At 61.1% G+C, this 14,457-nt stretch carries 11 protein-coding genes; 4 read left to right on the top strand and 7 right to left on the bottom strand.

Going from position 1 to position 14,457, the window contains the following annotated elements; genetic code table 11:
- Positions 1-82: 82 nt before the first annotated feature.
- The 3 genes from LB557_RS03745 to lptF are packed head-to-tail and all read right to left on the bottom strand — an operon-like array spanning position 83 to position 4,805.
- A complete protein-coding gene (locus LB557_RS03745; RefSeq protein WP_181174644.1) occupies positions 83-2,521 on the bottom strand; it encodes an LPS-assembly protein LptD in 2,439 nt (812 codons plus the stop codon).
- Positions 2,521-3,606 (bottom strand): LPS export ABC transporter permease LptG, encoded by a 1,086-nt coding sequence (gene lptG, locus LB557_RS03740; RefSeq protein ID WP_023795292.1) that lies wholly within the window; start codon positions 3,604-3,606, stop codon positions 2,521-2,523. Before lptG ends, LB557_RS03745 begins: the two co-directional genes overlap by 1 nt.
- Positions 3,603-4,805 (bottom strand): LPS export ABC transporter permease LptF, encoded by a 1,203-nt coding sequence (lptF, locus tag LB557_RS03735; RefSeq protein ID WP_015318495.1) that lies wholly within the window; start codon positions 4,803-4,805, stop codon positions 3,603-3,605. The genes lptG and lptF overlap by 4 nt, the downstream gene beginning before the upstream one ends.
- Before the next feature lie 363 nt (positions 4,806-5,168).
- On the opposite strand from lptF, the gene LB557_RS03730 reads away from it, so the two are divergent.
- Entirely contained in the window at positions 5,169-6,716 is a 1,548-nt protein-coding gene (locus LB557_RS03730; protein ID WP_224713007.1) for a leucyl aminopeptidase, read from the top strand.
- Positions 6,717-6,725: 9 nt separating this feature from the next.
- Positions 6,726-7,175: a DNA polymerase III subunit chi gene (locus LB557_RS03725; RefSeq protein WP_140791933.1), complete on the top strand. Its 450-nt coding sequence runs from the start codon at positions 6,726-6,728 to the stop codon at positions 7,173-7,175.
- Positions 7,176-7,318: 143 nt separating this feature from the next.
- Here the strand turns inward: LB557_RS03725 and LB557_RS03720 are convergent, their stop codons facing one another.
- Entirely contained in the window at positions 7,319-7,837 is a 519-nt protein-coding gene (locus tag LB557_RS03720; protein WP_224644066.1) for a DUF995 domain-containing protein, read from the bottom strand.
- 132 nt (positions 7,838-7,969) lie between these two features.
- Complete coding sequence (locus LB557_RS03715; RefSeq protein ID WP_140617212.1) at positions 7,970-8,893, bottom strand: glycoside hydrolase family 26 protein; 924 nt, start codon at positions 8,891-8,893, stop codon at positions 7,970-7,972.
- 613 nt (positions 8,894-9,506) lie between these two features.
- Between LB557_RS03715 and LB557_RS03710 the strand changes: the two genes are divergently transcribed.
- On the top strand, positions 9,507-11,387 hold the full coding sequence (locus LB557_RS03710; RefSeq protein WP_224644065.1) for a glycosyltransferase family 2 protein: 1,881 nt from the start codon (positions 9,507-9,509) through the stop codon (positions 11,385-11,387).
- 325 nt (positions 11,388-11,712) lie between these two features.
- Positions 11,713-12,129 carry a hypothetical protein gene (locus tag LB557_RS03705; protein ID WP_140664658.1) on the top strand — a complete coding sequence of 139 codons (417 nt, stop codon included), beginning with the start codon at positions 11,713-11,715 and terminating at the stop codon, positions 12,127-12,129.
- Between the two features lie 319 nt (positions 12,130-12,448).
- Here LB557_RS03705 and LB557_RS03700 read toward each other — a convergent pair whose 3' ends face one another.
- Both LB557_RS03700 and LB557_RS03695 read right to left on the bottom strand, forming a co-directional pair.
- Positions 12,449-13,450 (bottom strand): glycosyltransferase family 2 protein, encoded by a 1,002-nt coding sequence (locus LB557_RS03700; protein ID WP_224644067.1) that lies wholly within the window; start codon positions 13,448-13,450, stop codon positions 12,449-12,451.
- Between the two features lie 44 nt (positions 13,451-13,494).
- Positions 13,495-14,421 (bottom strand): lysylphosphatidylglycerol synthase domain-containing protein, encoded by a 927-nt coding sequence (locus LB557_RS03695; RefSeq protein ID WP_041163480.1) that lies wholly within the window; start codon positions 14,419-14,421, stop codon positions 13,495-13,497.
- Between the last annotated feature and the right edge of the window lie 36 nt (positions 14,422-14,457).

Here is a 14,457-nt window from a genome sequence, read left to right as displayed (position 1 = left end):
TCTATTCCCGGCTCCGCCAGTTCCGTCCCCTTCCGGATGCGCGAATCCGTGCCAGCCCTATGCGGCGAAACGATGTCGCCGCCTATTGGATGGTGTCGACTCCGTTGCTCGACGAGCCGAAGTCGCCGAGGGTGCGGAACGAGAGGTTGAATCCGATGCTTTGCGTCACTTCCCTGGTGTTCAGGTCACGCGACTGTGCGTACGTCATCAGATAGGTGAAGCAGGAATCGTTGTAGGCGAAGCCCACCCCGTCCTTGACCAGCAGGCCCTCCTGCAAATCGTAGGTTCCTGTCCCGAACACGCGCCAGTTCTCGGCAAGATGCGTGGATGCGCCGAGCGTGACCTCGTGACGGTCGGTGGTGAAACCGTAGAGCGGCTGCGCCTGGATGAAGGCATACTTGGCGCTCAACGATACCGGCAGGCCGGAGTAGGCAGCTTTCAGCTCGGCGCGGCGGATCTCGAAGCTCTGTTCGTCGAACCGGCCGCTGACCGAAGCCGCGAATCCATTGGGGCTGGTTATGCCAAACAGGCCGACATAGTCGGACTTGGTGGTCTCAAGGCCTGAATTTGCGCCGACATTGACCAGATCGGGTGCCGCGAAGGAGTTCTCGCCGCCAATTTGATAGGATTGGCCGAAGATGGCATTGGTGCCCCAGCCATTGATGTAGGAGCCGGAATAGCGCAGCCCGACATTGGCACGCGAGCCGCCCTCGATACGGTCATAACCGGAGAACTTGTCGCGCTCGAACAGCGTGGTCGCATCGAAAACCATGCTCTGCGCGTCTTCGTTCGGAATGGAGAGGCCGCCGACATACTGTTCGTTCGGACGCAGGAACACCTGTGCCATCGGCTCGACAACGTGGCTCGAGCCGCTGGCCAGCGAGAACAACAGCGGCCAGCTCATCTCGAGCCCGGCAGTCGCCATGTAGCGGGCAAAGGACGAGCGCATGTCGTCCTGCTGGCCCAAATTCGTCGCCATCTGGTTGATCGCGGTGAGCGAGGCCGACGACGCTCTGACATAGTCGACGTCGCCTTGCAGCGCCAGCAACGGTGTCAGCACCAGCCCGTCGTCGGTGACAAAGCTCCGTTTCCACTCGGCCTCGGCGGTGAGGCGGCTGGACTCGCCTTCGATGCCGCGCACGCGTTGCGTACCCGAGCCGGGCACGTACGGGGTAAAGTAGGTCTCGTCGAGATCTTCGCGGCGGATGACGCGCGTGTTGACGTTGAGCGACAACTGGCCGCCGGCGACCGATGTGTCGGGGATATAGGCATAGTCGAGCGAGGGCAGCACCCAGGGCTGCTGGCCACTTCTCGCGGCGGCATTGTCGTTGGGCGTATCTTCCTGGACCTCGAAATGCATGGCGCGCACGTCGAAATAATTACGGTCGTTGAGACCAGTCAGGTAGACCGAGGACTGATGGACATACGAATTGTACTTGGCGATGTTGTAGGTGTTCGAGAAATTCTTGTCGGTCTGCAGCAACACGTCCCAGCCGAAATTCCAGCGTTCGTTGATGGCGAACTGCCCTTGCGTGCCCATCATGCCGCGGAACTTGTTCGGATCGCCCACCGCGCCGGAATCGATATTGTGGCCAGCGGTCGAGGGGAACGCGGCGCTGTCGAGGAAGTCGTCCGGATTCTGCTGCTGGATCCCGGCAACCTTGAATGTGTATTCGCCATTGTTGAAGCGCTGGCGCCATTCGGCTTCGCCGAGGAAGCCCTGCTTGGTGTAACCGCTTCCGGTCACCGTCAGATCATATGTCGGCGAAAGGGCGAAATAATAGGGAACCTTGACGCTATACCCCAGATGGCTGTTGTAGCCGATGCTGGGGATCAGGAATCCGCTCTTGCGCTTCACCGTGGGATCGGCGATCTCGAACGCCGGCAGGTAGGCCAGCGGAAAGCCGAAGAACTCGAAATTCGCGTTCTCGAAGCGAACCGTCTTCTTCTCACCGTTCCAGATGATCTTCCTGGCTTTGACGCGCCATGTCGGCGCCTTGTCGGGCTTGTCCTCGCACGGTTCGCAGGCGGTGTAGACGCCATTGTGGAAGGTGGTCAGAACGCCGCCCATGCGTTCGGCGCTTTCGGCGGCGAAATAGGCCTTGTCGACCGTTTCAACGCGCAGCGCGTTGACGAAACCGTCGGCGAAATCGTCGGTGATGTCGATGTGCTGCGAATTGATCTTGGTGCCGTCGCTGTTGACGATCTCGACATTGCCGCTGGCAACCATCCGCTTGGTGTTGCGGTTGTAGACGACCTTCTGGGCGACGAGGCGGTTGCCGCCGTAGTCGATCTGCACGCCGCCGACGGCGGTCACGGTCTGGTTGTCGTTGTTGTATTCCAGCGTGTCGGCGGCCAGCAGCATCTGCGAACCGGATGGAACGGAGGTTGCCAAGTTGCCGACCTCCTGCGCGAAAGCCGGCAGCGGGACGCCGCAGGCAAGCAGGCACGCCAAGGCGCTCGCCGCATAAAGGCGCGCCAAATGGGCCTGCCTGTCGCTGGGCAAAAACGCCTCCCTCACTAGCCGTCTTCCTTGTATAGCAGGAAAGTCACCCCGAAGAACATAGCTACCACGACCGGCACCCAGGCGGCTATGGCAGTCGGCACGAACCCCGCCACGCCGAACGCCTTCACCAGCACCGAAACGACATAAAGCAGAAACCCGGCAACGACGCCACCCAGAATCATCGTTGCCGATTGTCCCATCCTCGCAAATCGCATTGAAACTGTTGCAGCAATCAGCGTCATGGCGACGAGCAGGAACGGCAACGCCACCAGCGAATCAAACTGCATGGCAAAGGCATTTGCCTTGAGGCCGAAGGAACGGGCAACCTCGATTTTTCCGGGCAGGTCATAGAAGGGAATTGTCTCCGGGCGCGCCAGCCGCTCCTGCACGAATTCCGGCTTCAGATTGGTCGGCACACGATCGCTCGCGACGGGCTGGATGGTGCCGTTCCTGAAGGTCTTCACATCCTGCAATTCCCAATAGCCGTCGCGCAGGTAGGCCCGTGCCGCGTCCTTGCGCTCGACGATGTTGCCTTGCTGGTCGAGGATGAAAAACACGGCGTCGGCCATCTCCAGGCCCTGGTCGAGGATAGCCCGCGCGCCGATGATCGTGTCGCCGGAACTGGTTTTCTGGCGAATCCAGGGCGCGGCATCTGCTGAAACGGTATTGGACTTGCCGGAGCGCAGCTCGGTCTCGATCTGTTCGGACAAGGAGAAAGCGTGGGCGGCAAGCGGGTTGATGATCCCGACCGACACGACGCCGAACAGCAATGCGCCGATGCAGCACGGCAAAAGGAACTGCCAGGCGGAGACACCCGCGGACCGCGCGATGACGAGTTCGTAACGCCGGTTGAGCGAAACCAGCGTCGCCATCGCCGAGAACAAGCCGACAAACGGCACCGTCTGCAGCATGATCATGGGCATTCGAAGGCCTGAAATGGCCATCGCCGTCCCATAGGTGAAGCCCGGCAGGCCAGTGGTGCGGCCCGACAATTCCGTGAAATCGATCAGGAACACCAGCGCCAGAAGGCCGATGAAGAACCAGATCGTGATCGCCACGTAACGGAAGAAGAAGTAACGGCCCAGCGTCCAGCCCATCAGCCGACTCCCTGGCCCGAGGTGTCGCGCCTGGACAAACGAGACTTGAGGGCATTCCACCCGTCACCGATGCGGCTGGCCAGGTTTGTCATCCAGTCCGCCCAGGCAACCGGCAGTTCCATGGTCCGGTTCGACACGATGAACCAGATCGCCACCGCGGAAGCCGCGATCGGTATGCCATACACCACATAGGAATATTGCGGGACCTCGTCGGCCTTGCTTGCGGCGAAGAACCCCAGCCAGCGTACGAACAGCGATATCGCGATGGCGGTGATCAGCGGATTGACGCGCGCCTCGCGATGCGAACGCGCGTCTCCCGCGACCGCGAGCGCGATCAGTGCGAAAACCATGGAGTATGTCCATTCCGAAAACCGCTGGTCGATCTCCGCCCGGTACTCCTGCGGACTTTGCTGGTAGTTCTTGTCGTTGGGGCTTGGATTGAGCAGGTACTGGGTGGTCTGGTCTTTTGGCAGGAGCGTCACCTGGTTGGCCGCCGACATGAAGGCCGACATGTCGAAGGCATAGGACGTGAACCGGATAACACTGAGGTCGCCTGTCAGCGTCTTGCGATGGATGACGCCGTCATTCATCATCAGCACCTTTTCGCCGCCCCGCTCGATGATGCTGCCGGTCTTGGCATAATAGACGAGATTGACGCCTTCCTCACGGGAATCGGCGACGAAGATGCCACCCAGCCGGTTGTCGGGAAGCCGCTCGCCAATCTGCAGGAACAGTCCTTCCTCGATCTTGCGGAAGGTGCCTTCCTGAATGATCAGCGACAAAAGGTCGGCGCGCGACTCCGCCACCAGGGCGCGGTTCTTCTGTCGTGCATAGGGGTCGATGCCGTTGTCCACGGCGAATGAAAAGACGCTGGCGGCCAGCGCCAGCAGCATGATCGGCCGCACGATGGTCCAGCGCGAGGCACCCGATGCATTGACCACCGCGAGTTCCGAATCCGAATTCATCACGCTGAGTGTCTGCGCGACCGCCACCACGAGCGCGAAAGGCACGACGATCGGAACGATGGAAGGGAGAATGAGAGACGCGACCTCGAAGAAGGTCAAGGCCGACTGGCCGCTGTCCGTGACCAGATTGATCTTGGCCAGCACCTGCGTCGTCCACACGATGGCCAGCGTCCAGACCAGCGCTGCGATGAAGACAACGAAAGTGCGCCGCATGATGTAGCGTTCAATGACCTTCATGAAGGCTTTACTCGATTTTCTCGAACGGCATCATGCCACCACGCTAAGGGTAGCTGTCCGGCGACGCCCGCACAACTGGCTCCGTTGGGCTGCATCAGGCAGGCGATCCGGTTCCCGTCCCACGTCGCGTGCCGCAGCGGGTCGGAGTGTCGGCGGCAATGGATAAGAAAGGACGAACATCGATGGTTAACAACAGGTTGCGGCATGAAGCGGGGCCGTGCCGCGACGAATCGCCTTCGATTCCACGTCTCATATGGGTAGCCATTTTGGCAAAGTCTTGCCAAATGCCGGAAAACGACCAAATGTCGCGGATCACTTCAACCGCTTCGCGCAAAGTCGCCCAATCCCCGAAAGCAGGACATGATGAACCCGAGACCGTCGATCGCCTTTGCGAAATTCGCCGCGCCCCAGGCGGCGGCGAGCAGGAAGGGCACGGTCTTCGTGCTGTCGGCGGATAGTGGCGGCCTGAGCGATGCGGCCAGGGCTTACGATCCGGGCAAGACGCTGGATCGGGCTTTCCCGATCGCCGAGTTTACCGGCAAGCTCGCCGGCATCGTCGAAATCCTGGCGCCGGAAACGACGTCACTCGACAGGTTGGTCGCGATCGGCGCCGGCAAGGTCGCGGGGCTCGACGAATATGCCTGGCTGAAGCTCGGCGGCACCATTGCGGCATCGCTGCGCAAGGCAACCGACGTGGCCGTGGTGCTCGACCTGGCCGGCGCTTCGCCCGATGGCAAGGACGCCGCGAACCTCGCGGCGGGCATTCTTTTGCGCAGCTATTCCTTCGACAAGTACAAGACCAGGAAGGATAAGGACGACGGCCAAGGGGGCGGCCAGGGGGGCGGCCAAGGGAACGGTAAGCCCGATCCGAAAAAGCCGGTCAAGGTGACCATCCATACCGCCGACCCCGCAGGCGCCAAGAAAGCATTCAGCGATGCCGAGGCGGTGATCGACGGTGTGCTTCTGGCACGCGATCTCGTCAACGAACCGGCAAACGTGCTGGGACCTGTCGAGTTCGCCGCCCGCGCCAAGGAACTCGAGGCACTCGGCGTCAACGTCGAGATCCTGACCGAGAAGGAGATGAAGAAGCTCGGCATGGGCTCGCTGCTCGGCGTCGCGCAAGGCTCGCCCCGGGGCGCCCGCATGGCGGTCATGCAGTGGAACGGCGGCAAGCCGAAGGACAGGCCCGTCGCCTTCGTCGGCAAGGGTGTCACATTCGACACCGGCGGCAATTCGATCAAGCCGGCCTCGGGCATGGAGGACATGAAGGGCGACATGGGCGGGGCCGCCGCCGTGACCGGGTTGATGCATGCGCTTGCCGCGCGCAAAGCCAAGGCCAATGTCGTCGGCATCATCGGTCTTGTCGAAAACGCGGTCGACGGTCATGCCCAGCGCCCCGGCGACATCGTCACCTCCATGTCCGGACAGACCATCGAGGTGCTCAACACCGACGCGGAGGGGCGCCTCGTTCTGGCCGACGCGCTGTGGTACTGCAACGACCGCTTCCAGCCGAAATTCATGGTCAACCTGGCAACGCTGACCGGCGCCATCATGGTTGCGCTCGGCCTGCATTATGCCGGCCTGTTCTCCAACGACGACGAACTGGCGCAAAGGCTTACCGCGGCCGGACAGTCAACGCAGGAACGGCTGTGGCGCATGCCGCTCGGCGCCGAATACGACAAGCTGATCGATTCCAAGAACGCCGACATGAAGAACATCGGCGGCCGCTACGGCGGCGCGATCATTGCCGCGCAGTTCCTGCAGCGCTTCGTCAAGGACACGCCCTGGGCGCATCTCGATATTGCCGGGACCGCGATGGGCTCGCCGTTGAACGAGATCAACCAGTCCTGGGGTTCGGGTTTCGGCGTTCGGCTGCTGGACCGGCTGGTGCGTGATCACTACGAGAGCTGACGTTCGTCCATGGCCGATGTGCTGTTCTACCATCTGACCGAATCGACGCTGGAGGATGCGCTGCCGGGCCTGCTCGAGCGCAGCGTCGATCGCGGCTGGCGCGCCGTGGTGCAGACCGGCACCGAGGAGCGGCGCGACGCGCTCGACCAGCATCTGTGGACTTTCCGTGACGATTCTTTCCTGGCGCACGCGACCGATCGCGAAGCTTATCCCGGTGAACAGCCAATCCTGTTGACCACCGGCGAGGGCAATCCCAACCAAGCCAAGATCAGGTTCCTCGTAGACGGCGCGGCTCCACCCGACCTTGCCGGCTATGAGCGTGCGGTGTTCCTGTTCGACGGCCATGACGCGGCCCAGGTCGAGATGGCCCGGGCGCATTGGAAGACGATGAAGGACGCCGGCCACGCCGTGACCTACTGGCAGCAAGCCGCGGACCGCCGCTGGGAGCGCAAGGCGTAGAGCAATTCCACGGAAAGTGTGGACCTATCCCGGGAAAAGCGCGCAGCGCCTTGCCTGGCGAATTGCGCTAGAACGAAGAGCAGTTCGACGTTCGCCTGGAACGATGAACAACTCCAGCCCGGCGGCTTTCGCGGATGACGGTTCTAAAGCCTTGCCTTGATCCGTGTCTGTTTCCTGGTGACGTAGTCGCCGTATTTCAATTTCGCGGACTCGTCCGACCGGTTCCGATGCGAACTCCTGAAAACGTACCACTCGCCATCAGGCGACTTGCGCTTGTAGATCGCCTTGCCGGTCTGGCGATGCTCGAAGCAGGTCATTGAGCCCTTCACGCCCCAGGAGCCGTGCCATTGCGCGCGGTAGCACAACTTGCCGCCGCCGGGGATGAACCATATCCCGTCGCCATAGCCCGGCTGGCCCTTTTCCGTCGACCAGGCGTTAAATTGCCGCTGCCTGACGGCAAAGAACGCGGCCCCGTGATTGCCCCACATCCACGAACGGTTATGATAGATCTGGTAGACGCCTTCGTCGGGCACCACGGCGCCCTTTTGCGCCTGCTCGGCGATTTTGGCCGCTGTCTTGGCTGTCGCGGGGACCTGTAAGGCAAGAACAAGAACGGAGCAGGCGAATGCCGCTCCAAGACAATTACCCAGCACTCGTTTCACGGAACTACTCCACGGACTGATTCACGCCACGCCTCATCCATCATGCCGAAACGCTGGTTCGGCATGGATGGCAAACAAACAGAAAGATGGAGATCCATCCCGATCGTGTCGGGACGCATCGGGACGACGCGTCTACGGCAGGACGTGCTGGGTCACCCTCCAGTCGGGCAGACCATAGCCCCCCAGCCACGGCCACACTTCCTTCTGGTTGAAGTAGACAACTGAAGTCAGCGCCGGGAACTCCGCATAGGACTTGCGGGAATCGGCCTGCCACTTCGAAACATAGTCCTGCTTGCCGACATAGCCGAGTTCCGCCACCACGATCGGCTTGTTGAACCCCGCAACGCGATCATAGCCTGGCTTCAGCAACTCGGCGAACGTACGGTCGTGACCGGCCTCGTCATTGTCCTTTTTCTGCAGGCCGAACACCGACAGGCCGATCACGTCGACATAGTCGTCACCAGGGTAGTATTTTTCCAAGCCTTCATCGCCTTTGGGCGACCACATATATTTGGCCGTGGGGGCGGCCTTGCGGCAGACATCGACTTCGCGCTTGTAAGCGGAAATCCAGTCCTTCGGTGCCCAGTTGGCCCAAGTGAAGCGGCCGTTCTTGTCTTCCATTTCCTGCGCCCAGCGAATGGTCACCGGGCTTTTCATCTGTCCCACCAGGCCGCAGATCGCCTGCATATTGGCATCATATCTGCCGCCCAATATGCCGTCTCGCAGCTCGGGCGGGGTGATGCGCCAGTCCTTCGACCAGGTCCACGGCTCGATCGTGATCAACAGCGAGCGCCCGCGCTGCTGGGCATAAGCATCGGCCAGAGGCAGCGTCGATAAATCAACGTCTTCCCAAGGCAGGAACAGTTCCTCGATGCTGGCGGTCTTGTCATTGGTGAAATCGCCATACGGATCGTACGAGCCGAATGCCGACGCGGCGCTGCTCGTCTGAACGGGGTCCGTCACGGGGACGGAGCCGGCGCCTCCCGCCGTGGGGAACGCGGCGCTTCCGCCCAAAACCAGCGTGACTACAAGCGCATTTGCTGCGGAGCGTTTCATTGTTTGCCTCCCAAGGCCCGACTTCCTACGGAAGCCAAGGCTTCGCCCGGCGCGTCGATGCCTGATCGACACGCCTATCCAACACCCATCGGCTCTATTGGCGTAATCTGCGGGATTTCGGAGCGACCATTGGCGAGTGTGCGAACTTGGCACGGACCCACCCAAAATTATCCCTCAAGGCTCCGATACTGAAGAGCTTCAGAGAGAAAGTTCGCCGCGATACTCACAAATTCGCGTCAACATCCCGATATATCATCCCTAGCTAATTTAAGAGCCGGTCGGGGCCAAGAGTCAAGCACAATTAACGGTTGCTTAACCTTGGCGCTCGCAACGTGGTTAACGCTGCTTGTCCTCATCCAGACATGGGGACCAGCCCCTCTCGGTGAATTCCTCAACGCAAAACGTCCGGCTTGCCCGTCCAGCGCTGGTCGGGGGCGCGCGACCGCCGGATCGGCCCGGCGATTCAAAGGCGTTAGGTTAACCAGTTCCCAAGAAGTATAGTTAAGAAGCTCTTAATTTAGTTGACTCTAATAAATTTGCGATGGATTCTGGCGCCGGGGTTGAAGGTTGTCGGCCGTCTTCGGCTGACGCTTAGAGTGGCGGCGGTACGTGTATGAGTGTTTCCGCGGACGTAGCGACCATCAGCGGTAAGAACAGGCCGAAACGCCGGTCTCGGGCGGCTCTGGCCAAGGCGGCGCAGAAGGGCCCTTTTCTGGTTCCCGTCCTGTCTGCCACTCAGCAATGGATCCTGAGGCTGGCGCTGGCATTCTGGTTCGTCACGCTCGGTTTTTTCTGGATCTGGTGGCTAAGGCCCGAGCATGTCGAGTACATCGGGCCATACGCCTTCGCGACGACGGTGCTGGCCTGGCTGACGCTGATGCCGATGTATTTCCTGTTATTCGTGCTTGTGTCGAAAAGGCCGTCCAAATTTTACACGGTCGCTGCGAGTTCGAGTGTGGCGATGGTGGTGACGAAAGCGCCATCCGAACCGTTTTTCGTGGTTGCGCGCACGCTCGAGGCGATGCTTGCGCAGGATTATCCTCACGACACCTGGCTTGCCGACGAGGACCCTTCCGAGGAGACGATCGCATGGTGCGAGGCGCGAAACATCCAGATTTCGACGCGGCGAGGCCGGGAAGACTATCATCGCAAGACCTGGCCGCGCCGAACCCGTTGCAAGGAAGGCAATCTCGCCTTCTTCTATGATCACTACGGCTATGAACGCTACGACTTCGTCGCGCAGATGGACGCCGATCACGTGCCGACGCAGACCTATCTGCGCGAGATGCTGGCGGCCTTCGCCGACCCCGCTGTCGGCTATGTCTCGGCGCCGAGCATTTGCGACAACAATGCCGCCGAGAGTTGGTCGGCCCGCGGCCGACTGTTCGTGGAGGGAATGCTGCACGGCCTGCTGCAGTCCGGCTACACGAGCGTCGGAGCGCCACTGTGCATAGGCTCGCACTATGCAGTGCGCACCGCCGCATTGAAGCAGGCGGGCGGGCTTGGCCCAGAACTGGCCGAAGACCACTCGACCTCCATGCTGATCAACGCGGGGGGCTGGCGCGGCGTGCATGCAATCGACGCCATTGCGCACGGTGATGGCCCGCAGACTTTCGCCGACCTCGTCACTCAGGAATTCCAGTGGTCGAGGAGCCTGACCACCATCCTGCTCGAATACTCGCCCATGTATCTCTCCAAGCTGAGGTTGCGATTGAGGTTGCAGTTCGTTTTCTGCCAGCTTTGGTACCCGCTGTTCGCACTGCTCGCGCTCTCCACGTATCTCATGCCGATCTACGCGCTGTTTTCTGGCCGGAACTTCGCCAATGTGACGTATCTGGATTTCATTCTCCACTATGCGCCGAGTTCGGTTACGCCGATCGTCTTGGTGATGATGTTGAAGGCGTTCGCGCTCTCACGACCGGTAACGGCCAAGGCACTCAGCTGGGAAGGTATGCTGTTTCATTTCTTCGCGCGCTGGCCGTGGGTGCTGGCGGGCACGCTGTCGGCCGTCCGCGACTATCTGACCAAATCGTTTGTCGATTTTCGCGTCACACCGAAGGGCCGCGGCCCGAAGGATCTCCTGCCGGTTCGTGTCGTCATCCCCTATGTGGCGCTTGCCGTCGGTGCGTCGTTGCCCGTGCTCCTTGTACAAAATCCGCAGAGCGCCACGGGTTTTTACTGGTTCGCCGCGTTCAATGCAGCTTTATATAGCCTGCTGACCATCGTGATCATTGCCAAGCACGTCACCGAGAACAAGATTTCCCTGCGGCCGAGTATCGGCAAATTTGTCTTGCAGGCTTCGCTCGCCGGCGTGGCTTTAACGGCTCCGCTCGCGGGTTTTTACGGCCGCGGCCTGGAGGGCATTTACGGACTGCAGCAGGGTGCCGGCGCCGTTCATCTCGTCAAGATGGCTTTCCCAGTTTCGGGCGCCGGCATGGGCGAAATCGGCGCCCGCAATTTCTACTTCGATCCAGGTTGGGAAACGCAGCGCTGAGCGTCCCCTAACACCTGCAACAGCCCTTCGACTCTGCCAGCCTGAGCGCCGATCGCCGTCGTTGCCACCAGTGCGGAGGCTTCGTTTGCCGAAGCACCCCACGCGCCCTGCTAGGCTCCGATCCAATCAATCGAATTTTCATCATATTCGAACGAACACCGAAAGACTGTGTTCATTATGCTGTTTGCACGAATTTTAATAAGTTCGTTCTAATATACGTATGCAGATTGAGTGGCGATGATCACTTGAAAGTGCGGAAAGAAGCCGACTATAAAGTATATCACCCGCACATAACCGAATTATGTTTAAGGGTAGGGAGCCGTAGATGAACAGGGTTATGGAAAGTTTGGCCAACAACGGCAGAAAATATACCTGTGCTGTTGCTGCTTTTGTGCTCGTCTCGATGGTGTCCGGCTGCCAGACCATGGATACAACCAAGACCGGCTCGATCAACGGGCGAACCATCGACTACGGGTTCGGCAAAATGGCCCATCACGCCGGGAAGGTCCATCACGTCAAGACAAAGCTTCTCTACCGCAAACCGCTTACACAGATGAGTGTCGTGACGCGTACCAGGGAGGAGGCCTACGCGGCCTTCGTGCGGCCGCAACGGATTGCCAGGCCGGCACCGGTGAAGGTTTCCTACAGCCCGGGCAATGGCGGTCAGTTCCTCGGTCATTCGCCCTGGATTTGCGGCCCGAGCGGTTTCGGCCAGCGCGCCAGCTGCCGTTCGCGTTACTAGAGCATTGGACCTAAATGCACGTCGCCCGGAAGTGTCCTCGGTTCCGGGGCAACGACATGCATAAAATCAGAATGCATGTCGCCCGGAAGTGTGCTCGGTTCCGGGACAACGACATGCAGATCAGAAGCTTAAAGCAGGTCGGGCGAATCCTATTCGCCGCGACATGTGTAAGTGGCGGTGCCTGACCGAGGGCTGCCGCCGAGGTTTTCGCTGGGGGCGCGAGTCGAGGGCGAGAGGTGGGCGCAGGGTTGCGCCTTATCTCTTGCCCTTCGACCGCCACGGGCTCGTGGCCATGAATATCCCTGGCGTTCCGATCTCCTCATGAAGGCCGGCTCGGGCGGAGCCAGCCGTCATCGTCGCCGGGCGCCGGCGGTGGCCGCGCGACATAGGCCGATGATCCGTTTGCCTCGTGATAGACGCGGGCCAGCATTTCCGCCAGCACGCCCGACGTCACCATCTGCACTCCGGCGATCAGCAGAAAGAAGCCAGTGAATAGCATCGGCCGTGTTCCGATGTCTTGCGCGAAAAACAGCTTCAGGCAAAGCAGATAGGCAAGTATCAGCGAACCCAGCGCGCCAAGCGCGATGCCGATGCCACCGAAGAAATGTCCGGGCCGTGTGCGATAGCGCATGAAGAAATACATGAACACCAGATCGAGCACGACCCTGAAGGTGCGCGAAATGCCGTATTTGGACTGGCCGTGGATGCGGGCATGATGCGTCACAACCTCCTGCGCGATGCGTCTGGGGGTCGTCACGGTAGCCAGCCATGCCGGGATGAAGCGGTGCATCTCACCATAGAGCTTGACGCTGCGGATGACGCTGCCGCGATAGACCTTGAGGCTGCAGCCATAGTCCTTGAGGCGCACGCCGGTGACGCGTGCAATCAGCGCATTGGCGATACGCGAAGGGAGCCTGCGCATCAAAAGCCCCTCCTGACGGTCCTTGCGCCAGCCGACCACCAAGTCGAGATCCTCGCTCAGCAGGCGGTAGACCATGCGCGGGATGTCGAAGGGATCATTTTGCAGGTCGCCGTCGATCGTGGCGATGACATCGCCGCGCGCCGCGTCGATGCCGGCCTGCATCGCGGCGGTCTGCTTGTAATTGCGCACGAGTTCGACCGCATGCACATGCGGGCCATAATGCGCAGCCAGGCGCCTGATCTCGCTCACCGTCGCGTCGGTGCTGCCGTCATCGACCAGCACGACCTCCCACGGCTGCTCGTAGCGCTCCATCGCCTGGTGAATCCGCGTCAGCAGCGGCTCGACGTTTTCGGCTTCGTTGTACATGGGCACGACGATGGACAGCGTATGGTCCGGCATCACCGCGCCATCAGGCAGCCCCGAAGCAGGGATGGGCAATATGTTCATTGGGATGGCTTCCTTGCAGGTCCGACGGCCGGAGTCCCTGGCAGCGTCGATTTCGAGGGAAACAGCCAGGCTATCGCGCCGGTGGCGATAGCCGAGCAGAAGATGAACAGGTGCAGCGCCAGTGCCGCCTGCAGACCGCTCTTCATCGCAATTCCGGATGTGAGCAGCGCCGCCGCCGCTCCCGCTTCATAAGTGCCGAAGCCGGCGACGCCTTGCACCGGCAATATTGCGGCGCCTTCGGCCCCGACGACGCCTGGAAAGGCCGTCGTGAAGGATGTTCCCAGTATCAGGGCCAGCAGCCATCCCTGCACGGCGAGCTTCAGCGACCAGTTGGCGATCGTCCACCACCAGCCGTAACGCGAGCGCCCGGTCGCCTCGGTGAAGGTGTCGCGCAGCAGGCCGAGCTTCGCCACGATCCTGCCGCGCCCGGCCCAGTCATGCGGCGCGCGCGCCCAGCGCGGCAGGTACCAGGCGGCAGCGATCAAGGCGGCGATCCCAGCGATCCTTATCGCCGCATGCAGGCCCGGCCACACCGCCAGCGCCAGCACGCCGACGACGAAAGCGTCCTGCAGCCTGAACCACAGCAGCGAGGCGCTGGCGCGCATGATCGGCACGCCGAAGACCTGGCGCAGGAGCAAGGGAAAGGCCGTCTCGCCGCCCCGGAAGGGTACGACGTTGATCATCGCATTGTGGATCAGAATGACGCGCAGGCAGGCTCCGAAACGGCCATTCACCTCGTCGCGGAACTCGTCGCAGACGCGTAGCGCACGCAAGACATAGGTGACGAAAAAGGCGATCGTCGCCACCGCGAACGTAGCTGGCGTGATGCGGTCGAAGGCATCGCCGACCATCCGCCAGCGCGAGTCGCTTGCCAGCCAAGCCAGCAGGGCCAGCGTCACCATTATCGAGATTGCTCTTTTCAACCAATTCTCCGCCGGTTTTCACCGCCGAGTTCCAGC

The organism is Mesorhizobium sp. BR115XR7A (assembly GCF_020165315.1).
In the GTDB taxonomy this organism is placed as follows: domain Bacteria; phylum Pseudomonadota; class Alphaproteobacteria; order Rhizobiales; family Rhizobiaceae; genus Mesorhizobium; species Mesorhizobium australicum.
This window is presented reverse-complemented; position numbering and strand designations above follow the sequence as displayed.

Bases quoted from the DNA above. Each gene is read 5' to 3' on its own strand.
- LB557_RS03730 (WP_224713007.1), top strand. From the start codon at position 5,169: ATGAACCCGAGACCGTCGATCGCCTTTGCGAAATTCGCCGCGCCCCAG.
- LB557_RS03715 (WP_140617212.1), bottom strand. From the start codon at position 8,893: ATGAAACGCTCCGCAGCAAATGCGCTTGTAGTCACGCTGGTTTTGGGC.
- LB557_RS03700 (WP_224644067.1), bottom strand. From the start codon at position 13,450: ATGCCGGACCATACGCTGTCCATCGTCGTGCCCATGTACAACGAAGCC.
- lptF (WP_015318495.1), bottom strand. From the start codon at position 4,805: ATGAAGGTCATTGAACGCTACATCATGCGGCGCACTTTCGTTGTCTTC.
- LB557_RS03710 (WP_224644065.1), top strand. From the start codon at position 9,507: ATGAGTGTTTCCGCGGACGTAGCGACCATCAGCGGTAAGAACAGGCCG.
- LB557_RS03725 (WP_140791933.1), top strand. From the start codon at position 6,726: ATGGCCGATGTGCTGTTCTACCATCTGACCGAATCGACGCTGGAGGAT.
- LB557_RS03705 (WP_140664658.1), top strand. From the start codon at position 11,713: ATGAACAGGGTTATGGAAAGTTTGGCCAACAACGGCAGAAAATATACC.